At 60.9% G+C, this 23,291-nt stretch carries 19 protein-coding genes; 7 read left to right on the top strand and 12 right to left on the bottom strand.

All coding sequences use genetic code 11. The features are described 5' to 3' along the window. Nucleotides 1-61 precede the first annotated feature (61 nt). Both ACI2KS_RS18765 and ACI2KS_RS18760 read right to left on the bottom strand, forming a co-directional pair. Nucleotides 62-5,719, bottom strand: coding sequence for a dermonecrotic toxin domain-containing protein (locus ACI2KS_RS18765; RefSeq protein ID WP_404622468.1), 5,658 nt, complete (start codon nucleotides 5,717-5,719; stop codon nucleotides 62-64). 474 nt (nucleotides 5,720-6,193) lie between these two features. After that, nucleotides 6,194-6,634, bottom strand: a complete 441-nt coding sequence (locus ACI2KS_RS18760) for a hypothetical protein (RefSeq protein WP_404622467.1) — start codon at nucleotides 6,632-6,634, stop codon at nucleotides 6,194-6,196. Here ACI2KS_RS18760 and ACI2KS_RS18755 point away from each other — a divergent pair. Beyond that, nucleotides 6,633-7,088, top strand: a complete 456-nt coding sequence (locus tag ACI2KS_RS18755; protein WP_404622466.1) for a tRNA (cytidine(34)-2'-O)-methyltransferase — start codon at nucleotides 6,633-6,635, stop codon at nucleotides 7,086-7,088. The two genes, ACI2KS_RS18760 and ACI2KS_RS18755, sit on opposite strands and share 2 nt — an antisense overlap. A gap of 195 nt (nucleotides 7,089-7,283) precedes the next feature. Here the strand turns inward: ACI2KS_RS18755 and secB are convergent, their stop codons facing one another. The 3 genes from secB to ACI2KS_RS18740 are packed head-to-tail and all read right to left on the bottom strand — an operon-like array spanning nucleotide 7,284 to nucleotide 8,486. Next, the gene (gene secB, locus ACI2KS_RS18750; protein ID WP_404622465.1) at nucleotides 7,284-7,775 is read right to left on the bottom strand and encodes a protein-export chaperone SecB; all 492 of its coding nucleotides are present in this window, start codon (nucleotides 7,773-7,775) and stop codon (nucleotides 7,284-7,286) included. 41 nt (nucleotides 7,776-7,816) lie between these two features. Beyond that, nucleotides 7,817-8,071, bottom strand: a complete 255-nt coding sequence (gene grxC, locus ACI2KS_RS18745) for a glutaredoxin 3 (RefSeq protein ID WP_404622464.1) — start codon at nucleotides 8,069-8,071, stop codon at nucleotides 7,817-7,819. Nucleotide 8,072: 1 nt separating this feature from the next. Further along, nucleotides 8,073-8,486, bottom strand: a complete 414-nt coding sequence (locus tag ACI2KS_RS18740) for a rhodanese-like domain-containing protein (RefSeq protein WP_404622516.1) — start codon at nucleotides 8,484-8,486, stop codon at nucleotides 8,073-8,075. 145 nt (nucleotides 8,487-8,631) lie between these two features. Between ACI2KS_RS18740 and gpmI the strand changes: the two genes are divergently transcribed. From gpmI to ACI2KS_RS18720, 4 genes are all read left to right on the top strand, one after another. Then, nucleotides 8,632-10,167, top strand: a complete 1,536-nt coding sequence (gene gpmI, locus ACI2KS_RS18735; RefSeq protein WP_404622463.1) for a 2,3-bisphosphoglycerate-independent phosphoglycerate mutase — start codon at nucleotides 8,632-8,634, stop codon at nucleotides 10,165-10,167. A 140-nt stretch (nucleotides 10,168-10,307) separates the two neighbouring features. Beyond that, nucleotides 10,308-11,618 carry a murein hydrolase activator EnvC family protein gene (locus ACI2KS_RS18730; RefSeq protein ID WP_404622462.1) on the top strand — a complete coding sequence of 437 codons (1,311 nt, stop codon included), beginning with the start codon at nucleotides 10,308-10,310 and terminating at the stop codon, nucleotides 11,616-11,618. Between the two features lie 30 nt (nucleotides 11,619-11,648). Beyond that, nucleotides 11,649-12,980: a S41 family peptidase gene (locus tag ACI2KS_RS18725; RefSeq protein WP_404622461.1), complete on the top strand. Its 1,332-nt coding sequence runs from the start codon at nucleotides 11,649-11,651 to the stop codon at nucleotides 12,978-12,980. Between the two features lies 1 nt (nucleotide 12,981). Continuing rightward, entirely contained in the window at nucleotides 12,982-13,794 is an 813-nt protein-coding gene (locus tag ACI2KS_RS18720) for a divergent polysaccharide deacetylase family protein (RefSeq protein WP_404622460.1), read from the top strand. Nucleotides 13,795-14,004: 210 nt separating this feature from the next. Here ACI2KS_RS18720 and ACI2KS_RS18715 read toward each other — a convergent pair whose 3' ends face one another. The 7 genes from ACI2KS_RS18715 to ACI2KS_RS18685 all read right to left on the bottom strand — a co-directional run bounded on the left by ACI2KS_RS18715 (nucleotide 14,005) and on the right by ACI2KS_RS18685 (nucleotide 20,241). Then, on the bottom strand, nucleotides 14,005-14,760 hold the full coding sequence (locus tag ACI2KS_RS18715) for a substrate-binding periplasmic protein (protein WP_404622459.1): 756 nt from the start codon (nucleotides 14,758-14,760) through the stop codon (nucleotides 14,005-14,007). Between the two features lie 277 nt (nucleotides 14,761-15,037). Then, the gene (hisF, locus tag ACI2KS_RS18710; protein WP_404622458.1) at nucleotides 15,038-15,808 is read right to left on the bottom strand and encodes an imidazole glycerol phosphate synthase subunit HisF; all 771 of its coding nucleotides are present in this window, start codon (nucleotides 15,806-15,808) and stop codon (nucleotides 15,038-15,040) included. Nucleotides 15,809-15,980: 172 nt separating this feature from the next. Further along, a complete protein-coding gene (hisA, locus tag ACI2KS_RS18705; RefSeq protein WP_404622457.1) occupies nucleotides 15,981-16,718 on the bottom strand; it encodes a 1-(5-phosphoribosyl)-5-[(5-phosphoribosylamino)methylideneamino]imidazole-4-carboxamide isomerase in 738 nt (245 codons plus the stop codon). Between the two features lie 103 nt (nucleotides 16,719-16,821). Beyond that, on the bottom strand, nucleotides 16,822-17,079 hold the full coding sequence (locus ACI2KS_RS18700) for a DUF2164 domain-containing protein (protein ID WP_404622456.1): 258 nt from the start codon (nucleotides 17,077-17,079) through the stop codon (nucleotides 16,822-16,824). Beyond that, on the bottom strand, nucleotides 17,079-17,717 hold the full coding sequence (gene hisH, locus ACI2KS_RS18695) for an imidazole glycerol phosphate synthase subunit HisH (RefSeq protein ID WP_404622455.1): 639 nt from the start codon (nucleotides 17,715-17,717) through the stop codon (nucleotides 17,079-17,081). The genes ACI2KS_RS18700 and hisH overlap by 1 nt, the downstream gene beginning before the upstream one ends. Continuing rightward, entirely contained in the window at nucleotides 17,717-18,310 is a 594-nt protein-coding gene (gene hisB, locus ACI2KS_RS18690) for an imidazoleglycerol-phosphate dehydratase HisB (protein WP_404622454.1), read from the bottom strand. The genes hisH and hisB overlap by 1 nt, the downstream gene beginning before the upstream one ends. Before the next feature lie 269 nt (nucleotides 18,311-18,579). Next, on the bottom strand, nucleotides 18,580-20,241 hold the full coding sequence (locus ACI2KS_RS18685; RefSeq protein WP_404622453.1) for an OFA family MFS transporter: 1,662 nt from the start codon (nucleotides 20,239-20,241) through the stop codon (nucleotides 18,580-18,582). Nucleotides 20,242-20,508: 267 nt separating this feature from the next. Between ACI2KS_RS18685 and panM the strand changes: the two genes are divergently transcribed. Then, complete coding sequence (gene panM / locus ACI2KS_RS18680) at nucleotides 20,509-20,937, top strand: aspartate 1-decarboxylase autocleavage activator PanM (protein ID WP_404622452.1); 429 nt, start codon at nucleotides 20,509-20,511, stop codon at nucleotides 20,935-20,937. 82 nt (nucleotides 20,938-21,019) lie between these two features. Continuing rightward, nucleotides 21,020-23,245, top strand: coding sequence for an AsmA family protein (locus ACI2KS_RS18675; RefSeq protein WP_404622451.1), 2,226 nt, complete (start codon nucleotides 21,020-21,022; stop codon nucleotides 23,243-23,245). Nucleotides 23,246-23,291: the final 46 nt, after the last annotated feature.

Genomic DNA, 23,291 nt, shown 5'->3' with positions numbered 1-23,291 from the left:
TCGCAAAGCAGCCCACTGACCGGCAGCAACAGCCGGCCAGCGGGCAAGGTCTGCGAAACGATCAGCCCTGTTCGAACTCTGCGATATAGGTCAATTCGCGAATCAGCTTGAGCTCTTGCGCCTCGAACGCTCGCTCCAAGGTCGCGTACTCCTCACCCAGCTCGTCGATGGCCCGCCCCGGAAAGCGGTCCGGCAAGGCCACGACGCGTGCCAGATAGTCTTGCTTGAGTGCATCGAAGCGTTCTGCATAGACCTCGCGCAGGTACTGGACCCAGAAGTCGCGCTGTGCCGCGTAGCGCATGAACGGCTCGCTGTATTCACCCAATTGCACCCGCGCAAGGGCGGCATCCAGCTCACCGGGGCGGATGCTGGCATGCACCTGATAGAGCATGTTGCTGGGCGGCAGCGGCAGATCCAGCTCGGACGCCCAGCGCAAGCGATAGGCCAGGCGTACTTCCGCCTCATCGCGACCGCCTGCCTTTTCACGGGCAACGGCGTCCAGTTCATGCAACCGATACAGGCGCCGGGTCAAGCGCAACAAGGTTTGCCCGCGCAGGGTCGCAGGAACATCGCTGACGGACTGGGCGATGAACATCTGGATTTCAATCTGGTTGAACACCAGCCACGCACCGTCGTGACAGGTCTGAAACCCGGTATCAGGCTGCACCAGTGCCTCCTGAGCGATGCCGTTGTACAGCAGGCGACGTTCCTGGTTCTGATCCGCAGCTTCCAGCACTCGCCATACCCGTTCGGCAAAATCGATACGGGTATTTTCCGTGCGATAGGGCGCCGCCTGGGTCAGACGCCCTATCAAGGCCATCAGGTCCGGGGCATCGGCCGCTTGTTCAAGACGTTGCCACAGCTCGCGGTGCGCCTGGTTTTCTTCCACTGAGGCCAGCAGCCATGGCTCGACGTCGGCAGCCTGGTGAGGGGAAGGCGCACGCGGACTGTGCAAAGCCCCGGAAGAATCCGAGTCAGACAGATCAACGTAGGAATCAGAGTCGGAGTAATGGCGCTCCGGCGACATCGCGGCGATGTCGTCGGGCAAATCCAGGGCGAAGCTATAGGCGCTGTGGTAGTGCTCGGACAGGTGAGCCCGGCGCAGCGTTTCGTAGGTCAAGGGGTTGCCGCGCACGGCAATCTCGGTTTGTGCGTGGTCATTACGCGGATTGTGCAGGATATGCTCGGGCAGTTCAGTCAGCTGGTTGTTATCCAGCATCAGCCCCTCCAGTGGCATCAAACCTTCCACCCATTGCGGCCAGTGATCCAGCCCGGTGCTGTTCAGGCACAGCCAACGCAGAGTGCCTGGCATAGCCGACACATCCGTTATGGCCATCAGTCGGTTGCCGGTCAGGTCCAATGTTTCGAGGTGACGCAGCCGCGCGAAAAAATCCATCGCCTGTTGATCGATGTTGCGCCCCTGATCCGTCAGGCCAAGGCTGGTGAGACCTGGCAGCTCCGCCAGGGCCGACGGCAGGTCCGGCATAGGTTGGGTTCGGCCGACTATTTCCAGGCTGGTCAGTTGCCGAAAGTTGGCCAGCAACCGGTTCAATTGCGCGGTATCAGCCCTGACGTGAGCCAGTTGCAGGCCACGAACGCGCAGGTAGAAAAACGCGGGCAGCTGGCGGGGAAAATCGTCCAGGGAAATGCGCTCCAGCATCAGCACCGCATAGGTCTGGCCCTCGCTGTAGGCGCGCCAGTAATCGATAAGGGTCTGGCCGATCAGCCGTCTGACCTCGACAGTCGCCTCGCTCAACGGCCTGGATGAACTGGAGGCTTGAGCCCAACTGTCGATGGCCTCTTGCAGTTGCGTGTGCTCCTGCCTCAGCAGGTCGATCTGGGCTTGCAGACTGGGTGCGATATCCAGATCGAAATGAAAACGGCTGTCGGGCCTTTGGTTCAGGCGCATTCTGATGAGCGCCACGCGCGACAGCGGGTTGCCCTGCAACGATACCCGGGTCGCTGGGTGGGCCGTCGGCGGATTGACCAGAATATCCCAGGGTATCTCGGTGATGCGATTGTGCCGCAGCGACAACTCCTCGATCTGCGCCGAGGGCAGACCGTCAAGCCAGGACGGCCAGGCATCAAGCCCTATGCTGTCCAGACCCAGATAGCGCAAGCGCAGGTTGATCAGGTTGGCGGGCGTGATGAAGCTGGCCTCGTTGCCGCTCAGGTCCAGCCATTGCAGATGCTCGAGTGTGCTCAACGACTGCACCTCTAGCGCGCTGATCCAGATGCGTTGGTTGATCAAGCGCAAGGTGCGCAGTGCCGGAAAGCTGTGCGCCACCAGATAAGGCAATTGAAAGACCAACGGCTCGACGACGGCGGTCGACAAAGCAGTGCGGTTTATCTCAAGCGAAGTAATGTGCGGGAATTGCGTGAAGAACTCGCCCAGGGCCAGCCGATCCTCCACCGCCTGGGAAATGGGCGCAGGCGTGGTGGTGGAGGATCGGCTGATGGAGACGTCAACCAACTCCAATCCACTGACACGCTGCAGGAAAAAGTCAGGCAAGGCTTGCGGAAAATCGCTCAGGACAATGTTCTGCAGGCGCAAAGGAGACAGGGTCGGGGCCATTTCGGGCAAGGTGTTTTCCGACCAGTGTCGCCAGATGGCGTCGTGAATGCCGTTGCGGCTGGCCAGGCGCAGGTTCAGATCGATCATCGCCTCGGAGTCGTCACCCCAGGCATTCATGCTGTGGTCCAGCGCCATGCGCTCATCCAGCACCTGAATCAATCGCTGATGAATCTGCTGGCGATGCATACCTGCACCCTCAAGGGTGGTCAGGATCTGTTCTGGCGACATGTCAGCGCGGGCCACGCCAACGTGGCGGATCATGTCCAGCAAGGTCTCGCGGGCGATGAATCCCTGCATCGCTCCCCTGCCGCTCAGGGGATAACCGGCGCGACCATCGCCCAGACGCATGGGCGATTTCTGTCCAGGCGCAGGCGGTTGCATCTTCAACACGGTGCGCAGGGTTTGTCGTGGCAGCAGTGGACCGTCCTCCACCGCCCGTTTGAGCTTCGGGCCGTCCCAGGTACCGGGAAAGCCCAGGGCAACGCGTGACGCGTCGGGCAATGCATGCAACACCGATGCATAGATATCGTCGCGGCCATGCAAGCCGACGCCTTGCTCGTCGAGGGTTTCATAGCCGTCGGGGTATTTGACCAGGGTCTTGCGCACGGCGGCGTCTGCAGGTCCGAGCGCATCGATCAGGGCTCCTTGAAACCAACCCTCCCGCACTTCCAGACGAAGCGTGGAAGGCCAACCCGCAAGGCGTTCAAGGCTGTGCAGGATCAGCAGGTCGGTGTCCGGATTGTTCACCGAATCAAGGAACAGCCCCTCGTAGGCCCGCGCCAACCTGACCTGCTGCTGATACACGCGTATCTCCTCTGCCACCGGCAACGGCACACGACCTTGAACCAGTTTCGCGAGCTGCGCCGGGGACGCCTGGCGGACCAGCTCATCCACCACCACCGTCGGCAGGCCCGGATAGCTGCGGGTTATCGTCATGCCGCCGGGTTGCTGAATGTGCGACGCCGCGCGATAGCGCGCATCGAATAAAGCTGCATTACCCGCGGCGGTCGCACCGGGCTGAGGGTTGCGCTGGATCTGCTGATCCAGACCAAAGCGCTGCAGGGTGTCGTCCAGCAACGCGGGCGGACGTTGGTTTTCAACCAGCATCTTTCGCAAGACAGCTTCACGGGTATCACTGACCTGCAGGATGCGCCGCGCTGCCACATCAGAAAACTCGGCAGCGGTGTGCCCAAGGCGTCGGAATAATTTGAGCCCTTCCCACTCCAGCGGCTGATCGACGGGATGCAGCCAGGCGCCGGCCCCATTGTGGCGCAGCGCTGGTTGGTAGCTCAGCGCATCCGTCGGGTGCTGCATACGGAACTGGCCGTCGGAAGGTGTCTGCATGACCGAATACACCTGGCCCTCGACCGAGATCCAGGTTTTTTCCTGGTAGTGATAAAGGCCGAATTCATCGGGCTTCAACCCTTCGGGTAGCACCGTATCGTGGGCGAAGGGCGCGACGTCGGGCTTCCACAGGCGAGTTCTTCCGTCGGGCAGCTCGACCTCTTCGAGCGCCTCGATGAACGAAGGTGTTTCGACGCTGATCTTTTCCCGCGCCGGGGTTGCGCCACTTTGATGGGCAGCGCCAAGCGCGGCCATCAGCGCCATGTTCTCCACCACATCCATCAGGTAACCCCAGCCCTGCTCCCATTCGCCACGGGTCCAGCTGTCGATCCCTTCGAACACCTCGGTGGTCAGCTGAGCGGCGGTCACGGCCATCATCACCGCGCCTACCTGCGGCACAACGAAACCCAGCAGGTTCAATGCCTGCATGGCCAGGCTTGCGAAGTAGTGGATTCGTTCGGCAGCGGTTTTCTGATTTTCATCCGCGGTCGGCACGGCATGAAACAACGCATCATCCCTGAGCACGCTGGCTTTTTGCTCGGTAATGGCGGTCAGAAGCCCGGTGGCAAGCGGGCGCTCGCGCAGGTGGAGTCTGGCTTGCGGGTCGACTTGCTGCTCATACCAGCCCATGTCCTTGTTCCAGACACGGGGTCGCAGGCACTGGTCCAGCCGTGCGAACAATTCGGCGCGATGGCGGGCCGGGACGAAGCGCTGAAAAAAATCCAGATAACCGTCGATCAACATCCTGTCGCGCAGCGCCCGTGTGAATGCCGCGCTGGACTCGTATTCCTTGAGCGGGCACACCGGATCATCAGGGATGTAAACGACGACCCGTTGCACGCTGTCCGACGCTTCCCGCGCCTTGCCGATGGCCACGATGCCGGTCAGATCAGTCTCCCACAGGCGCAGCAAACCACAGGTGACGGGCTGGCCGTCCAGCTTGCTGTCGGTGCCATTGCGCGCGACGTCCAGCAAGACCGTGTATAGGCTCTCGCTGATGTCGCGCTTCATATAAGCCAGATGAACCTGGACCGCGAAAGCCGATTGTTCGACCCGCTTGAAAAGCCCTCGGCGATTGAATGTCGCGGCATCAGCGGCGTCGCCGGGACTCGAAGGCGGATCAAGGAAGGCGTCGACCCGCTGCTGGTACTTGCCGCCCAGGTCCAGCTCGCGACACAGGGTTGCGAAAGCGTGGGGCGCAATCTCCAGGGCCGTTCCCGTCACGCCGACCCCGACGACGGGATAACGGTCATAGACAGCGGCCTTCTGGCGCTCACCCAGGTCCAGTGCGCCGGAGACGGTTTCCCACTCCTCGAAGTTCTGCAAGGCAGCGTGCAACAGGGTTTGAGTTGCGGCCTTGAGCGACTTTTCAAGCTCGACCAGCGGATCCCGGGAGGCAGCGGCAAATGAATCATCGACATGAACTCTGCTGGCATGGAACAGCCATGTCTTGCGCACATCCAGTTGCAGGTTGAATCGCTGTTTTATGGCCTCGACCAGTAAGGGTTCGGCGAACGCCTCAAGGGCCGGAAACTCTGCCTGAAGCGCGTGGAGCTTTTGCTCGTTGGACTGATGCAGCAGCCAGTCCTGCTGCAAGGCTTGCGCAACATGGGGCATAGACCGCCGGGCCTGTTCGAACCAGGGCAGCCGTTTGCCCCCCGCGCGACGGAGGGCGCCATGGACATCCGGCGAGGCGTTGATCAGCCAGCCAGGGATCTTGTTTTTGACAGAAGTGAAATGCCCGCTGGATTCGATGGGCACACGCAGGGAATTTAATGAAGGCACGAGTGGCGCAGACATGGACGAAAGCCTTGAAACTTTGAATGGGCAATCAAGCTTATTCAGAAAGCCGCCCACTAAAAGCTCAAATAACTAATGCCAAAAGGCCTGAATTCGTCAGGATTTATAATAGATAAAATATATAGATACCACCCTAACCATAGCTTTAATGATTGCGGCGGCACAGAACAGATGATGAGGGCAGCCATCGCGGCTGAAAACGGGCAGTGCATCACTTTGGCGATTTAATACAGAAAACGCACAAAGACCGTGCAGCGAAAATGCAGGGTCAAGAACCCCAACCGAGCCCACTTAACCGGTGAAACTTCATAAGACAAACAGGTCGCGAGCCCGAAAGTCCCGGCCAGCGCGGGTTTAAAGCATGTTGTGGATTTATTTGGCAGCTGTCGATCAAAACTGGCACGCGCTCTGCAATAGCTTACATATCACCAGTTTTGGGGACCTTGGTACAGGCAGGCCGGGGATTCCCCTCTTTTATTCCTCTCGCAGACTCACCTCGAGTCTCCAGCGCCCGTCCTGAGTTGCACCGCGCCAGTCGCCGTGTAATGGACGGGCCGCCAGCAGGTTCAGCAACAACCCCCTATCGCTTCTTTGCAGCCTCCAGCGCACATCCTTGCCGTTGAGCTTCAGCTCGCCGCGTTGTGCCTGGCCCTGGGCATTGAACAGCAAGGCCACGGCGCCGTCGACCATCTCCCCATGCATCTGCGGTTCCCGGTTGAACCACACCGCGACGCCATCGGGCAAGACTTCGATCTGTTGCAGTTCAATCGGGTCCGGGGTGGTCAGCCGGCCGATCATCAGCCCCACCATGACGCCGACAATCGCCACAGACCCTAAAAACCGTGGCCACAGCTTCGGTCTCGGGTCCTCTTCAGGGGTAGAATGCATCCCGTCCTTTCGTTCGGAGCCGTGCATGTTTCACGTCATCCTTTTTCAACCAGAAATTCCGCCGAATACCGGCAATATCATCAGGCTCTGCGCCAACAGTGGCTGCAACCTGCATTTGATCGAGCCGTTGGGCTTCGAGCTGGATGACAAGCGCCTGCGCAGGGCGGGCCTGGATTACCACGAGTACGCCACGCTGCACCGTCACGCCGACCTCGCCAGCTGCCTGGAGAGCATCGGCCATCCGCGGCTGTTTGCTTTTACCACAAAGGGCTCACGGGTTTTTCATGACGCCGCTTTCGAGCCAGGCGACGCCTTCCTGTTCGGCCCTGAAAGCCGCGGCCTGCCGCCCGAGGTGCTGGACTCGCTGTCGAGCGACCAACGCCTGCGCCTGCCAATGCGCGAAGGTTGCCGCAGTTTGAACCTGTCGAACACCGTCGCCGTTGCCGTGTATGAGGGCTGGCGACAGTTGGGGTTCAAGTAGATCCGAGACGCTCGCCGCCCTGTAGGAGTGAGCTTGCTGCGATGGGTCCGACCAGACACCGAAGGGTGACTGACATACCGCGATCGCGAGCAAGCTCACGCCTACACTGCCCGGCCCATTCGCCAGCAAGGGATTGCCGGCCAGTCCAAAAAAAAGCGCCCATCACAGGCGCTTTTTTCATTCAGCCAGCCATGCTTACTGAACGGTAGGCGTTGGCGTCTCGCCAGCTTCCTGCATGCGCTGCAGCTCTTGGGCGTACAGGGCATCGAAGTTCACCGGAGCCAGCATCAGCGCAGGGAACGAGCCGCGGACAACCAGGCTGTCGATGGTTTCGCGAGCGTAAGGGAACAGGATGTTCGGGCAGAAAGCGCCCAGGGTGTGGCTCATGGACGCGGCGTCGAGACCCTTGATCAGGAAGATACCGGCTTGCTGGACTTCAGCGATGAAGGCGATTTCGTCGCCGTTCTTCACTTCGACCGACAGGGTCAGCACGACTTCGTAGAAGTCATTTTCCAACTGCTTCTGACGGGTGTTCAGGTCCAGGCCAACGCTCGGCGTCCACTCCTGACGGAAGATCGCCGGGCTTTTTGGCGCTTCGAAGGACAAGTCGCGCACGTAGATACGCTGCAGGGAAAACTGTGGGCCTTCTTCGTTGGAAGTGGCGCCGTTATTCGCTTGATCGGTCATCTCAGATCCTTCTTACTTTTGAGGTCTAGCAGGGTTCGAATTCAGGCTTTGAGCAGCGCGTCGAGCTTGCCGGCGCGCTCCAGAGCGAAGAGGTCGTCGCAGCCGCCGACATGGACCGAACCGATCCATATCTGCGGGACCGACGTGCGCCCGGCCTTTTTGGTCATTTCAGCGCGAATCTGTGGCTTGCCGTCGACGATGATCTCTTCGAAGTCGACGTTCTTGCTCTCCAGCAAATACTTGGCGCGGGAGCAATAAGGGCAATAATCGCTGGAGTAGACGACGACTTGGGCCATTTCACTTCACCAGCGGCAGGTTGTCACCGCGCCACGACGAAACACCGCCGGACAGCTTGGCGGCGGTGAAGCCGGCCTTGAGCAGTTCGCGGGCAACGTGACCGGCGTGCTGACCGGCGGCATCGACGATGATCAGGGTCTTTGGCTTGTACTTTTCAAGCTCGGCCGTGCGCGTCATCACCTTGTCCTGGGGGAAGTTCAGCGCGCCGACGATGTGGCCGCCGGCGTAGTCCTTCTTGGGGCGCACGTCGATGACGACCGCTTCATCGCGGTTGACCAGTGCGGTCAGCTCACCGGTGCTCAGGCTGCGGCCGCCTTTGCTAAGCTCCGTTGCAATCAACAGCGCCAGCAGGATGACAAAAGCGCCAGCCAGTAAATAGTGGTTCGTGGCAAATTCAATCAGGTGAGCAACCATCATCAGGTTCCAGGGCGTTAAAATGTCGGCCAGTATACACAGCACCCAAGGTCGGCCAAAGCCCGTACGGCAGTGACGCCGTTTGAACTTGTACCTAAACTGTCGATCTTTTTTCTACTTCACCTATTAGCCAAGAGTGGGATTCATGACTACCACGCCTAAACCTCTGGTTCTGATCATCCTTGATGGCTTCGGTCACAGCGACAGCCACGACGGCAACGCGGTCTACGAAGCGAAGATGCCGGTCTTCGATCGCCTGTACAAGACCATGCCCAACGGCCTGATCTCCGGTTCCGGGATGGATGTCGGTCTCCCCGACGGGCAGATGGGCAACTCCGAAGTCGGCCACATGAACCTGGGGGCCGGGCGCGTGGTGTATCAGGACTTCACTCGCGTGACCAAGGCGATCCGCGACGGCGAGTTCTTCACCAACCCGACCATCTGCGCAGCAGTGGACAAGGCTGTCGGCGCCGGCAAGGCAGTGCACATCATGGGCCTGCTGTCCGACGGTGGCGTGCACAGCCATGAAGATCACCTGGTGGCGATGGTCGAACTGGCCGCCAGACAAGGCGCCGAGAAGATCTACCTGCACGCATTCCTCGATGGCCGCGACACGCCGCCACGCAGCGCGCACAAATACCTCGACACCATGGAGACCGCCTACAAGCGTCTGGGCAAAGGCCGCACTGCAACGGTCGTCGGTCGCTACTTCGCCATGGACCGCGATAACCGCTGGGACCGCGTCGAATCCGCCTACAACCTGATCGTCGACGGCAAGTCCGAGTTTCACGCCGACAGCGCCAAGGCCGCGCTGGACGCCGCCTACGAGCGTGGCGAGAACGACGAGTTCGTCAAAGCCACCAGCATTGGCGAGAAAATCCAGGTCCAGGACGGCGACGCCGTGGTGTTCATGAACTTCCGCGCCGACCGTGCCCGCGAGCTGACCCGGGTGTTCGTCGAAGACGACTTCAAGGATTTCGCCCGCGCTCGCCAGCCGAAACTGGCCGGCTTCGTGATGCTGACGCAGTACGCCGCAAGCATCCCGGCACCCGCCGCCTTCGTCAAAGGCAGCCTGAATAACGTGCTGGGCGAATACCTGTCGAACAACGGCAAGACCCAGCTGCGTATCGCCGAAACCGAAAAATACGCCCACGTGACCTTCTTTTTCTCCGGCGGCCGCGAAGAGCCATTCCCGGGCGAGGAGCGCATCCTGATTCCATCGCCCAAGGTCGCAACCTACGACCTGCAGCCCGAGATGAGCGCGCCGGAAGTCACCGACAAGATCGTCGACGCCATCGAAAACCAGCGTTTCGACGTGATCGTGGTCAACTATGCCAACGGCGACATGGTCGGCCACAGCGGCATCATGGAAGCGGCGATCAAGGCCGTTGAATGCCTGGACGTGTGCGTCGGTCGCATCACCCAGGCGCTGGAGAAGGTCGGCGGCGAAGCCCTGATCACCGCCGACCACGGCAACGTCGAGCAGATGACTGACGACAAGACCCATCAGCCGCACACCGCGCACACCACCGAGCCGGTACCGTTCGTCTACGTCGGCAAGCGTGACCTGAAGGTCCGCGACGGCGGCGTGCTGGCAGACGTGGCGCCGACCATGCTGATGCTGTTGGGCATGGAAGTACCGGAGGAAATGACCGGCAAATCGATTCTGGTTGCCAAATAAGTCGCGACAACCGGCCCACCAATGCCTGACGGGCCGGTTTTTTGTATGAAATGTCTGAAAGCGGCGCCCTATGAGCGTTTTTTTTGCAGCCTTCGGCGGGCATACTAAGCCCGTCTTCACTCCTGGTATCGCCCAACCCCATGCTTCGCGCCCTGATCGCCTTTGCTTTGATGTGTCTGCTCAATCCGGCTTTCGCCGACGATGAGCGCGCACAGACCCAAAAACAGCTGGATGCCACGCGTCAGGACATTACCGAGCTGAAGAAGGCGCTTGGTCAGTTGCAGGAAGAGAAATCCGGCGTCCAGAAAGATCTGCGCTCCACTGAAACGCAAATGGGCAAGCTGGAAAAGCAGGTGGAGGCCCTGCAAAAAGAACTAAAAAAGAGTGAAAGCGAGCTTCAACGGCTCGACGGTGAGAAAAAAAAACTCCAGAGCGCACGCGTTGAACAGCAACGACTGATCGCGATCCAGGCCCGCGCCGCCTACCAGAATGGCCGCCAGGAATACCTCAAGCTGCTGCTCAACCAGCAGAACCCGGAAAAATTCGCCCGCACCCTTACCTATTACGACTATCTGAGCCAGGCCCGCCTGGAGCAGCTACGCAACTTCAACGAAACCCTGCGCCAGCTGGCCGAAGTCGAGAAAGACATCGACCTGCAGCAAGCGCAATTGCTGGTGCAGAAAAGCTCGCTCGATGACCAGAAAGCCCAGCTTGATACCGTGCGCCAGGAGCGCCAGGTCGCGCTCGCCAAGCTGAACGTGGACTACAAGGCTCGCGATCAGAAGCTACAGGCTCGCCAGCAAGATCAGACAGATCTGACTAAAGTCCTCAAAACCATCGAAGAAACCCTTGCCCGTCAGGCGCGGGAAGCCGAAGAAGCGCGTCAGAAAGCGCTGCTGGCCCAGCAGGAAGCCGAGAAACGCCAACGTGAGCAAGAGGCTCTGGCCAAAAGCCGCAGCAAGGACGACAGCGATGAAGCCCCGCGCAGGCCGGTCAAAGCCCCTGGCGCCATGGTTTCCAGCGCTGGACAGTCCTACGGCGGACCTTTTGAGCAAGCAAAGGGAAAACTTCCTTGGCCTGTCGATGGTCGATTGTTGGCACGTTTCGGTGAAACCCGCGGCGACGACGAGCGAACCAAGTGGGATGGCGTGATGATCAGCGCTGCCGCAGGCAGTCAGGTACACGCTGTGCATGGTGGTCGGGTGGTCTTCGCCGACTGGTTGCGAGGAGCCGGGCTTCTGGTCATTCTCGACCACGGCAACGGTTATTTGAGTCTGTACGGTCACAACCAGAGTCTGTTGAAGGAAGCTGGGGACATTGTAAAAGCCGGGGAAGCGATCTCCACTGTGGGCAACAGTGGTGGCGGTCAGGACACTCCGGCGCTGTATTTCGCTATTCGTCAGCAGGGTCGCCCTAGTGATCCGGCCCAATGGTGTCGCACTCAAGGATAAGTCGACACCTCACTCAGGAGTTCGTAAGACATGCTGTTTTCGTCCCGCCTCACCTCGCTGGCCCTGACTATCGCCGTGATTATTGGCGCCCCGCAGGTATTGGCCGCCGGTGCCGCCCCTGCTCCGACGCCGGCAGCTTCGGCACCCGCCAACGCCGCGAACGTCAAGGCTCCGCTGCCGCTCGACGAGCTGCGCACCTTTGCCGAGGTGATGGACCGGATCAAAGCCGCCTATGTCGAGCCGGTGGATGACAAGACGCTGCTGGAAAATGCCATCAAGGGCATGCTCAGCAACCTCGATCCGCACTCCGCCTACCTGGGCCCGGAAGACTTCCAGGAGCTGCAGGAAAGCACCAGCGGCGAGTTCGGCGGTCTGGGTATCGAAGTGGGCGTGGAAGACGGCTTCATCAAGGTGGTATCGCCCATCGACGACACTCCGGCCTCCAAGGCAGGGGTTGAGGCAGGCGATCTGATCGTCAAGATCAACGGCACGCCGACGCAAGGTCAGACCATGCAGGAAGCGGTCGACAAGATGCGCGGCAAGATCGGCGAGAAGATCACCCTGACGCTGGTGCGCGACGGCGGCAACCCGTTCGACGTGACGCTGGCGCGCGCGACCATTCAGGTCAAGAGCGTCAAGGCGCAGATGATCGAGCCGGGCTACGGCTACATCCGCATCACCCAGTTTCAGGTCAAGACCGGCGAAGAAGTCGGCAAGGCACTGGCCAAACTGCGCAAAGACAACGGCAAGAAGATGAGCGGCCTGATCCTCGACCTGCGCAACAACCCCGGCGGCGTGCTGCAATCGGCGGTTGAGGTAGCCGACCACTTCCTGACCAAGGGCCTGATCGTCTACACCAAAGGCCGCATCGCCAACTCCGAACTGCGCTTCTCGGCAGACCCGGCCGACGCCAGCGAAGGCGCGCCATTGGTGGTGCTGATCAACGGTGGCAGCGCCTCGGCGTCGGAGATTGTCGCAGGTGCCCTGCAAGACCAGAAACGCGGGATCCTGATGGGCACCGACTCGTTCGGCAAAGGCTCGGTGCAGACCGTTCTGCCGCTGGCCAACGACCGGGCACTGAAGATCACCACGGCGCTGTACTACACGCCGAACGGTCGCTCGATTCAGGCCCAGGGCATCAACCCGGACATCGAAGTCAAACGCGCCAAGGTCACCACCGAAGCCGATGGCGAGAACTACAAAGAGGCCGACCTGCTCGGCCACCTGGGCAACGGCAACGGCGGCGCGGACAAACCGACCACCAAGTCCAAGGCTGGCAAGGCGCGTCCTCAAGACGACGATTACCAGCTGAACCAGGCCCTCAGCTTGCTCAAGGGATTGAGTGTGACTCGCGGCAACTGATATGCGCTTTTGGTTGACCGGGCTCGTCTGGGCCCTTGCAGGTATGACAGTGGCTCTGGCGGGTGCCGCACACGCGGCACCCGCCGAATCCTCGCAGACTGACGGCAAGTCGCTGAAGGTCGCTTATCTGAGCCTGATCATCGACGATCTGGGGCAAAGCCCGGAGAAGGACAGTCGCGCGCTGGCCCTGCCGGGTCCGGTGACCCTGGCGATCATGCCGGACACCCCGCACGCCACCGACTTTGCCCGCCAGGCGCACAAGGCCGGCAAAACGGTGATGCTGCACATGCCGATGGACCCAGCCACCGGGCCTTATGCCTGGCATCCCGAGTTGCCCCTGCCTGAGCTGGAATCACGCCTGAACGCGGCGTTGCTGAAAGTCCCCTACGCCGCGGGCATCAACAACCACATGGGCAGCCGCATGACTGCCGAACCGGTGGCGATGACCTGGCTGGTGGCTGAGTTGCAGCGTCGGCACCTGTTTCTGGTGGACAGTCGCACCAGCGCCCGGACCGTCGCCGCGGCCGAGGCACAGAAGATCGGTCTGGCCAGCGTTTCGCGGGATGTCTTCCTCGATGACGACCGCACCGCCGAAGCGATCAACGGGCAGTTGCAGACAGCCATAAAGCTGGCGCACAAGCAGGGTTCGGCGGTAATGATCGGCCACCCTTACCCAGTGACCATGGATGTGCTGGAGCGCGAGCTGCCCAGGCTCAAGGCCCAGGGTATCGAGTGGGTAGAGCTGCGCCACATGATCAGCATCCGCGGCAATCAGGCGATGGCCGGGCACGGCAAGAATGGGGTTTATCGGTAGATTTGCGGCACGCGGTGTTTTGATTCTGGCCGCAGGCCGTGGCAGCCTGGCTTGCCGGCGATCGGCTGCGAAGCAGTCGCCAACCCAGACACCCCGCTCCTCCAGCCATATCTCGCCCGCTGGCTTTGCTGCCGGTGCCCGGCAGATCGTCGGCAAGGTGGAGCGCCACTCCGGCGGACTCCCACGCCCTGCGGGCAGAAACGAGTTGTGTCAGAGATACTTGCCCAGAATCCCGTCGACGACCCCTTCCTTGCGCAACTGATCGAGCGCGGTTTGCAGCTTCTTCACCACCTCGTCAGGGGTGTCTTTGTTCAGCGCCAGGAACAGTTCCGCGCTGTTGAAGCGCAATACGGTCTTGAGCCCGGTCACGCCTTCCTGACGCGCCAGATAGCGGCCAGCCGGATCGCCCGTGGCCCACAGGTCGATCTGTCCGTCGACCAGCTTCTTGGCGTTGTCCTTGTCACTGAGCACGGTGATCGGGTTCATGCCCTGGCGTCCCAGCTCTTCGGCGATGGCATCGCCCTTGTAGGCACCGATCCGGTATTGCCGAGCCTCTTCCAGGGTATTGAGCTGAATCGGGCTGTCGGCACGCGCCAGCATGATCCAGTCATCCGGGCCGATGGGGCCGACCCACTTGAAGAGCTTTTCGCGCTCGGGCAGACGCGCCGTCACGAATACGCCGTAGCCGGGTTTTTCCAGAGCGAGTTTGTAGATGCGGTCCCACGGGAAACGCAGCGTCATGTTGTAGCCGATGCCGGCACGCTTGAAGGTGTCGCGCACGATTTCGACGGCAATGCCCTGGATATTGCTTTCCTGGGCGAAATTCTTGCCGTCGGTGGCCATGTTGTAGGGCGGGAAGTTTTCGGTCAGAAGCACCATCGAATAGGCCGGTGCATCATCGGCCCGGACGGTTCCTGACAGCAACGTAACCACGCTGATCAGCGCAAGAAAAACACCTTTGAACATATCCCTGGCACCCGATCCTGACGACGGCAAGAGAGTGCCGGTAACGCTGGGCGTTGTCCAGTTCGAGAGTGAGCAAGGGTCGTTTTCAGGACAGAGGTATCTGCAAGCGTCTGCGGCAGGTGATGCAGGGGCGATCAGTACAGCTCTGGCGTTGATCGTTCCAACGCTCCGCGTGGGAATGCAGTACCGGACGCTCCGCGTCCCAGTGACGCGGAGCGTCACGCGAGCTGCTCCCATGCAGAGCATGGGAGCGATCAGTACAGGTCTGGCGTGCGATTCAACGAACCACAATCCCCTTGCTGGCCATATACGCCTTGGCCTCGGGCACGGTGTATTCGCCAAAGTGGAAAATGCTCGCGGCCAGGACGGCGCTGGCGTGACCTTCAAGGACACCGGCCGCCAGATGCTCCAGATTGCCGACACCGCCGGAGGCGATCACCGGAATACCCAGCGCATCGCTGATCGCCCGAGTGACGCCTAGATCGAAGCCGTTCTTCATGCCGTCCTGATCCATGCTGGTCAGGAGAATCTCACCGGCGCCCAGGCCTTCCATCTTCTTGGCCCACATTACGGCATCCAGGCCGGTCGGCTTGCGCCCGCCATGGGTGAAGATCTCCCAGCGCGGCTCCTCGCCGGGGCCCGAGACCTTTTTGGCATCAATGGCGACAACGATGCACTGCGATCCGAAGCGTGCAGCCGCTTCCCCCACGAACTCGGGGTTGAACACCGCTGCGGTGTTGATCGACACCTTGTCGGCGCCGGCGTTGAGCAGGTTACGGATGTCTTGTACGGTGCGCACGCCCCCGCCCACGGTCAGCGGGATAAAGACCTGGCTGGCCATGCGCTCGACGGTATGCAACGTGGTGTCGCGACCGTCGACGCTGGCGGTGATGTCGAGAAAGGTAATCTCGTCGGCGCCCTGCTCGTCATAACGACGGGCGATCTCCACCGGGTCTCCGGCGTCGCGAATGTTCTCGAACTTCACGCCCTTGACCACGCGACCGTTGTCGACGTCGAGGCAAGGGATGATGCGCTTGGCGAGGGCCATGGGCCTAATCTCCGAAAACGGTTGGGAATCTGCCCAACAACACAACATTCAATTTGCACCCGATCCCTGTAGGAGTGAGCTTGCTCGCGATTGCTTTACGGCAGGCAGTTACCTGCTGACTGGCATACCGCTATCGCGAGCAAGCTCACTCCTACAAGGGGGCGGTTCGCTATCAGCCTTTGTACGAATCACAGAACGCCTGGGCTTCGGCGACGTCCAGCGTGCCTTCGTAGATCGCGCGGCCGGTGATGGCACCGATGATGCCCGGCGCCTTGGCGTCCAGCAGCGCCTTGATGTCACCCAGGTTGTGGATGCCGCCGGACGCGATGACCGGGATCTTCGTCGCCGCAGCCAGCGCCGCGGTGAACGGCACATTGCAGCCTTGCATCATGCCGTCTTTGGCGATGTCGGTATAAACGATGGCCGAGACGCCGTCTGCTTCGAAGCGCCTGGCCAGGTCGATCACCTGAACCGAGCTGACTTCAGCCCAGCCGTCGGTGGCGACGAAGCCATCCTTGGCGTCCAGGCCGACGATCACCTTGCCCGGAAACGCGCGGCAGGCTTCGGCCACGAACTCAGGCTGCTTGACCGCCTTGGTGCCGATGATCACGTAGCTGACACCGGCCTTGACGTAGTGCTCGATGGTTTCCAGCGAACGAATGCCGCCGCCGATCTGGATCGGCAGGTTCGGATAGCGTTTGGCGATGGCCGTCACTACGTCGCCGTTGACCGGCTGGCCTTCGAACGCGCCGTTCAGATCGACCAGATGCAGACGACGGCAACCGCCTTCAACCCACTTGGCGGCCATGCTCACCGGATCGTCGGAGAACACCGTGGAATCTTCCATGCGACCCTGACGCAGACGCACACAGGCGCCGTCCTTGAGGTCGATAGCGGGAATAATCAGCATGAGCTTTTCCTTCGTCAAAGAGCTGCGAGCTGCAAGCGGTAAGCTGCAAGCAGGTACGCGTAAATCATTGTTGCAGCTTGAAGCTTGGCGCTTGTCACTGCTTTTAATTCTTTTCGAGCGCCCAAACGTCGCTTTCGATGCTTTCGAACCGCTCTTTCAGGTGCGTCTGAACATCAAAGATCGCCCGGTTGTAATAGTGCGGAGCAATTTCGCGGGTGAACAATTCAAGGATTTCCCCCGCCTCGAACGAACCCAGGTCCAGTTCGAAACGGTCCTCCATGAACCGCTTGATCTTGTGACACGCCTCGCTTTCCTGTTCGGCAGTGAGGGTCAGGATCGGCGGCTTGTTCTTCTTGCTCATTACCAGCGACCGTCCCACGCAGCGAAGTTCTGCAGCAATTGCAGGCCATGGGTGTGGCTCTTCTCGGGGTGGAACTGCACCGCAAAGCGCGAGCCGTCAGCCAGCGCGGCGGCGAAATCGTGACCGTAATGACCACGGCCGACGATCTGCCGAGGGTTCGGCGATTCGATGTAGTAGCTGTGCACGAAGTAGAACCGCGCCATGTCGGCGATGTTGTGCCACAACGGGTGGTCGACTGCCTGCGCGACTTCGTTCCAGCCCATGTGCGGGACTTTCAGGTGCTGGCCGTCTTCGTGCAGATCCTTGCCGAAAAACCGCACCTGACCTGGAAACACGCCGATGCAGTCCACGCCATCGTTTTCTTCGCTGCGGTCCATCAGCGCCTGCATGCCGACGCAGATGCCGAGGAACGGGCGATCCTGGCTGACTTCACGCACCAGGCTGTCGAAGCCCAGACGACGGATTTCAGCCATGCAATCGCGGATCGCGCCGACACCGGGGAAGACGATGCGGTCCGCTTCACGAATCACATCGGCGTCACTGGTGATCAGCACACGGCCGGCGCCCACGTGTTCGAGGGCCTTGGCCACCGAGTGCAGGTTGCCCATGCCATAGTCGATAACGGCGACGGTCTGCATTACAGGACGCCCTTGGTCGACGGCATCTGGCCAGCCATGCGGTCGTCCAGCTCAACGGCCATGCGCAGGGCGCGGCCGAATGCCTTGAACACGGTCTCGATCTGGTGGTGGGTGTTGTGCCCACGCAGGTTGTCGATGTGCAGGGTGACATTGGCGTGGTTGACGAAGCCCTGGAAGAACTCCTGGAACAGGTCCACGTCGAAGCCGCCGACGGTCGCGCGGGTATACGGCACGTGCATCTGCAGGCCGGGACGACCGGAGAAATCGATGACCACACGCGACAGCGCTTCATCCAGCGGGACATAGGCGTGGCCGTAGCGACGGATACCCTTTTTGTCGCCAATGGCTTTGCTGAAGGCCTGACCGAGGGTGATACCGACGTCTTCCACGGTGTGGTGGTCGTCGATATGCAGGTCGCCCTTGCTTTCGATATCCAGATCGAACAACCCGTGACGGGCGATCTGGTCGAGCATGTGTTCAAGAAAAGGAACGCCGATATCGAATCGGGCCTTTCCGGTGCCATCCAGGTTGATCGAGGCTTTGATCTGGGTTTCCAGGGTGTCGCGCTCGACGAACGCCTTACGTTCGGCCATCACCAGCTCCGCAAAATCATTGGGCGAAAAGGCGGCCATTATAGGCGTGTGGCGGGGAAACAGAAACATGAAGGGTGATATGACTGACGGACTGAAGGCCACATGCCGAAGATGTACATGTCTGTACAAATGGCCTGTAGGCCTTCGCTTGCTCGCGATTACGGCCTGACACTCAACATCATGGTGACTGTCAAAACGCTATCGCGAGCAAGCTCACTCCTGCATAACCGGCGTCGGCGTGAGATTTTCAGGCCGACGTCGATCAAGGTTTAGTGAAACAACACCGCCGTCTTCTGCAGGGTGATCCACACACCCCACGCCAACGGAATGCCCACGGCCAGCCATGCGAGGATCGCCAGAGGCTTGGTGCCTGCGTCGGCTTTCCACTCCAGCGAGGTGCTGTGGTCGGCGCCAGCATCGTGACCGATAGCCTGCTCGGCCTTGAGCTGGGCGTCGGTCATGAAGTACTTGTCGGCCACCGGGCGCACCAGCATGTTGCAGATAAAACCGAGCACCAGCAGGCCGGCGAGGATGTACAGGGTGATGTCGTAAGCATCGGCGCGCGCAACGCCGTGGCTCAGCTGATACTCACGCAGGTAGTTCACCAGCACCGGACCCAGCACGCCAGCAGCGGCCCAGGCGGTCAGCAGACGACCGTGGATGGCGCCGACCATCTGCGTACCGAACAGGTCGGCCAGGTATGCCGGAACGGTCGCGAAACCGCCGCCGTACATCGACAGCACCACACAGAAAGCCGCCACGAACAGCGCAACACTGCCCAGGTGACCCAGGGTCGGTACCGACGCATAGAGCAAAAAGCCCAGCGCGAAGAACACGAAGTAGGTGGCTTTACGGCCGATGTAATCGGAGAACGAGGCCCAGAAGAAACGACCGCCGATGTTGAACAGGCTCAGCAGACCGGTGAAGCCTGCGGCAATGGCTGCGATGGCCGCCAGTTGCGAAGCGTCGAGTTGGCCGAACGCCTGGTCACTGCCCAGCAGTTTGCCGCCGAACACTTCCTGCAGCAGCGGCGAAGCCATGCCGAGGATGCCGATACCCGCCGAAACGTTCAGGCACAGCACCAGCCAGACCAGACGGAATTGCGGGGTCTTCCATGCCACACTGACGTGCACGTGACGGTTGGTGATCATCGCGCTGTTGTTTTTCTTCGCCGGCGCGGTCCAGCCTTCAGGTTTCCAGCCGGTTGGCGGAACGCGGTACGCCAGGGCGCCACCGATCATGAAGACGAAGTAGATCGCGGCCATGGCCACGAAGCTCTGCCATACGCCAACGCTGTCAGGTGTGGCGAAGTGGCTCATCAGCGCAGTGGCCAGCGGAGCACCGACCATCGCACCACCACCGAAACCCATGATCGCCATGCCGGTGGCCATGCCGCGCTTGTCCGGGAACCACTTGATCAGCGTCGATACCGGCGAGATGTAACCCAGGCCAAGACCGATACCGCCGATCACGCCCGAACCCACCCACATCAGCCAGATCTGGTGGGTATAGACGCCCAGCGCCGAAATCAGCAGACCGCCACACCAGCACAGTGCCGAAACCACACCGGCCTTGCGTGGGCCTGCGTGTTCCAGCCAGCCGCCCCAGATGGCTGCCGAGCAACCCAGGAAGATGAAGAACAGCGTGTAGATCCAGCCGAGCATGGAGATCGGCCAGTCGCAGCTGGAGGAAACCACCTGCTCGAAGAAACCCATGTCAGGTGCGCAGGCAACGGCGCTCTTGATACCGACGGCCTTGGACAGCGGCAGCCAGAATACCGAGAAGCCGTAGGCCATGCCGATACACAGATGGATGGCCAGTGCAGCAGGTGGAACCAGCCAGCGATTGAAGCCACGCTTGGCGATAATGCGTTCTTTGGACAAGAACGCAGGCTGAGCGACAGATCCGCCCAGAGCAGTGCTCGTAGTCATTATGTTTGCCCCTATTTATAGTTGTGTCCCGCAAGAACAGCGACATCGTTTCCGCCACCCCTCTTGATGCACGCAAGCATCGGGAGTTTTATCGGCAGAAAGTCTCGTTACGCGACAATTGGACGCAGCATGAGCCGCGAACGGCGAAAGATTACCATTTGGCGCGGCACAGAAAGCATTCTGCTACTACCTTTTTCGTGCCGTCTGTCATGGTGTGGGACGGTTTGCGCTGTCACCCCCGCCAAACCCATCAGCCAAGGAATCCCAATGCCCATCGTCGTCGAGCAACTGCAATCATTCACGGCTCAAGACCGGCAAGACCTGGCAAAGATTTATCACGACGCACCTGCTGAACTGTTCGTCCCCTTCGCCGATGCCCATGCCTTGATCGAAAACGGCCTGAGCGAGAAAACCCTGATTGCCGCGCGTTTCAACGATCGCCTGCTGGGCGCTGCGCAGCTGATCCGCGATGACCGGCAGTGGCGACTGACCCACCTGTGCGTGCGCAAAGCCACCCGCCGCCGCGGCGTGGCCGAGCGGTTGCTGAGGGAAGCGCTCAAACTGGCTGATGCGGCCGAATGCCAGCTACGCTTGCAGGCATTCATGTCGTCGCCGGCAGCCTGTGCGCTGGCGACCAAGCTTGAGGTGCAACTGGAAAGGCTGGCGTCCACGCAAATACCCAAGGCCAGCGCGTAAGGCTATCCAAGGCCCTGCGCCTGTGTGAGAACGCTATACTCGCGGGCTAAATTTTGAACGACTCGATTACAAGGACTCGCCCATGAAAGCGTTCGGCAAAATCCTGGGACTATTCATTCTCGGGCTGTTGCTGATCATCGTGGCTCTTGGCTTTGCCTTGACCCATCTGTTTGATCCCAACGACTACAAAGACGAGATTCGTAAACTGGTCCGCGACAGGGCCCACGTCGAACTGACCCTCAACGGTGATATTGGCTGGAGCCTTTTCCCCTGGCTGGGACTGGAGCTGCATGACGCCAGCGTCGCCACCCTGAGCGAGCCGACCAAGCCGTTCGCCGACCTGCAGATGCTCGGCCTGTCGGTGCGTGTGCTGCCCCTGCTGCGCAAGGAAGTGCAGATGAGCGACGTGCGGGTCGAGGGCCTGAACCTGATGCTGACCCGCGACGAAAGCGGCCACGGCAATTGGGAAGACATCGGCAAGGCCCCCGCCACCGCCGGCAACCCGGCGCAGCCACCGGCCGCCACCGAGGCCACGCCTGCGGCCGCCGACAAACCGGAAAAAGCCTGGCAGCCGCTCAAGCTGGACATCGACAGCCTGACCGTGAACAACGCCCGTGTTGAGTTCAACGATATTCCCAAGGCCCGGCAGTTCACCGCCGAGAGTATTCAGCTGAGCACCGGGCCGGTGCACAACGCCACCGACATCCCGATAAAACTCACGGCATTTCTGAGCACCAATCAGCCCGTGGTGCGGACCAAGACCGAGCTGACCGGCAAGCTGCGCTTCGACCGTGCGCTCAAGCGTTACCAGCTTGATGACATGCGTTTCTCGGGCGAAGCGGCGGGCGATCCGCTGCAAGGCAAGACCCTGACCTTCGCCGCGCAGGGTCAACTGCTGGTGGACATGTCGGCCAACGTTGCCGAGTGGACCAACCTCAAGCTGTCCGCCAATCAGCTGCGGGCGCTGGGCGAGCTGCATGTGCGGGATCTGGACAAGACCCCGCAACTGAGCGGTGGCCTGTCCATTGCCCAGCTCAACCTGCGCGATTTTCTCGACAACATCGCCCAGCCTGCGCCGGCGATGGGCGACGGCAGCCTGAACCGGTTCGAGATGGTCACCCGCATCGCCGCCAGCCCCAGCAGCGTAGCGCTGGATGATCTGACGTTGAAACTCGATGACAGCACCTTCACCGGCCGCGTTGCGGTGGAAGATTTCGCCAAACAGTCCCTGCGCGTGCAGCTGAAAGCCGACACGTTCGATGCCGACCGTTATCGCCCGCCACAGAGCGACCAGGCGAAAAGCGCCGGGGCCGCACGCAAGTCCGAAGTGCAGGGTTCGGAGGCCGATGCCCTGGCCGCATCCGGCACCTCACCGCTGCCCAATCAGCCCACCCAGGGCGCATGGAGCGATGCCCGGCTGTTGCCGCTGGAGCGCATGCGCAAGCTGGACATCGACGCCGACCTGAGCTTCGGCAAGCTGACCCTGGAAAAACTGCCGATCCAGAATGCCGCCCTGAAAACCTCTGCGCTGGACGGTGTGGTCAAGCTCGACAGCCTGCGTGGCGATCTCTACAACGGCAATTTTGAAGTCAAAGGCAACCTGGACGTGCGCCCGGAGGTGCCGTTGGCCAGCGTGCAAACGCGCATCGCCAAAGTGCCGGTCGAGCATTTCATCCAGAGCCAGGGCACCACGCCGCCGCTGCGGGGCCTGCTGAACCTCAACAGCAATGTCACCGCCAAGGGCAACAGCGAGAAAGCGCTGGTGGAAAGCCTCAACGGCACGGCCAGCTTCGCCTTGAACGACGGGGTGCTGGTCAACGCCAACCTCGAACAGCAACTGTGCCGGGGTATCTCGACGCTCAACCGCAAGACCCTGAGCGGCGACCCGCGCGGCAAGGACACGCCTTTCCAGCAACTCAACGGCAATCTGGTGTTTCACAATGGCGTGGCAAGCAACCCGGACCTGAAGGTGCGCACGCCCGGCCTGACCGTCAACGGCGACGGCGACATCGACCTGCGGGTGATGGGCATGAACTACCGCGTCGGCGTGATCATCGAAGGCGACAAGAGCGACATGCCAGACCCTGCCTGCGAAGTGAACCCGCGCTTCGTCGGCATCGAATGGCCAATCCTCTGCCGCGGCCCGCTGGAACTGGGCGCCAAGGCCTGCCGCCTGGACAACGAAGGTCTGGGCAAGGTCGCCGCCAAGCTCGCCACCGATCGCATTGGCGACAAGATCGACGAAAAGCTGGGGGACAAGGTCAGTCCCGAGCTCAAGGATGCAATCAAGGGATTGTTCAAGCGATAACCGTGCTGCCGATCAAGAATCGGCAGCACGACACACATCTGAGGAT

The sequence above is a fragment of the Pseudomonas sp. NPDC087358 genome (genome assembly GCF_044900785.1).
Taxonomy (GTDB): domain Bacteria; phylum Pseudomonadota; class Gammaproteobacteria; order Pseudomonadales; family Pseudomonadaceae; genus Aquipseudomonas.
This window is presented reverse-complemented; position numbering and strand designations above follow the sequence as displayed.

Excerpts from the sequence above, each read along its gene's own strand:
- gpmI (WP_404622463.1), top strand. The coding sequence starts at position 8,632 with ATGACTACCACGCCTAAACCTCTGGTTCTGATCATCCTTGATGGCTTC.
- panM (WP_404622452.1), top strand. The coding sequence starts at position 20,509 with ATGCCCATCGTCGTCGAGCAACTGCAATCATTCACGGCTCAAGACCGG.
- grxC (WP_404622464.1), bottom strand. The coding sequence starts at position 8,071 with ATGGCCCAAGTCGTCGTCTACTCCAGCGATTATTGCCCTTATTGCTCC.
- hisH (WP_404622455.1), bottom strand. The coding sequence starts at position 17,717 with ATGCAGACCGTCGCCGTTATCGACTATGGCATGGGCAACCTGCACTCG.
- ACI2KS_RS18675 (WP_404622451.1), top strand. The coding sequence starts at position 21,020 with ATGAAAGCGTTCGGCAAAATCCTGGGACTATTCATTCTCGGGCTGTTG.
- ACI2KS_RS18715 (WP_404622459.1), bottom strand. The coding sequence starts at position 14,760 with ATGTTCAAAGGTGTTTTTCTTGCGCTGATCAGCGTGGTTACGTTGCTG.
- hisB (WP_404622454.1), bottom strand. The coding sequence starts at position 18,310 with ATGGCCGAACGTAAGGCGTTCGTCGAGCGCGACACCCTGGAAACCCAG.
- ACI2KS_RS18720 (WP_404622460.1), top strand. The coding sequence starts at position 12,982 with ATGCGCTTTTGGTTGACCGGGCTCGTCTGGGCCCTTGCAGGTATGACA.
- ACI2KS_RS18760 (WP_404622467.1), bottom strand. The coding sequence starts at position 6,634 with ATGCACGGCTCCGAACGAAAGGACGGGATGCATTCTACCCCTGAAGAG.
- ACI2KS_RS18765 (WP_404622468.1), bottom strand. The coding sequence starts at position 5,719 with ATGTCTGCGCCACTCGTGCCTTCATTAAATTCCCTGCGTGTGCCCATC.
- ACI2KS_RS18740 (WP_404622516.1), bottom strand. The coding sequence starts at position 8,486 with ATGGTTGCTCACCTGATTGAATTTGCCACGAACCACTATTTACTGGCT.
- ACI2KS_RS18700 (WP_404622456.1), bottom strand. The coding sequence starts at position 17,079 with ATGAGCAAGAAGAACAAGCCGCCGATCCTGACCCTCACTGCCGAACAG.
- hisA (WP_404622457.1), bottom strand. The coding sequence starts at position 16,718 with ATGCTGATTATTCCCGCTATCGACCTCAAGGACGGCGCCTGTGTGCGT.
- ACI2KS_RS18730 (WP_404622462.1), top strand. The coding sequence starts at position 10,308 with ATGCTTCGCGCCCTGATCGCCTTTGCTTTGATGTGTCTGCTCAATCCG.
- ACI2KS_RS18685 (WP_404622453.1), bottom strand. The coding sequence starts at position 20,241 with ATGACTACGAGCACTGCTCTGGGCGGATCTGTCGCTCAGCCTGCGTTC.
- secB (WP_404622465.1), bottom strand. The coding sequence starts at position 7,775 with ATGACCGATCAAGCGAATAACGGCGCCACTTCCAACGAAGAAGGCCCA.
- hisF (WP_404622458.1), bottom strand. The coding sequence starts at position 15,808 with ATGGCCCTCGCCAAGCGCATCATCCCTTGCCTCGACGTCGACAACGGT.
- ACI2KS_RS18725 (WP_404622461.1), top strand. The coding sequence starts at position 11,649 with ATGCTGTTTTCGTCCCGCCTCACCTCGCTGGCCCTGACTATCGCCGTG.
- ACI2KS_RS18755 (WP_404622466.1), top strand. The coding sequence starts at position 6,633 with ATGTTTCACGTCATCCTTTTTCAACCAGAAATTCCGCCGAATACCGGC.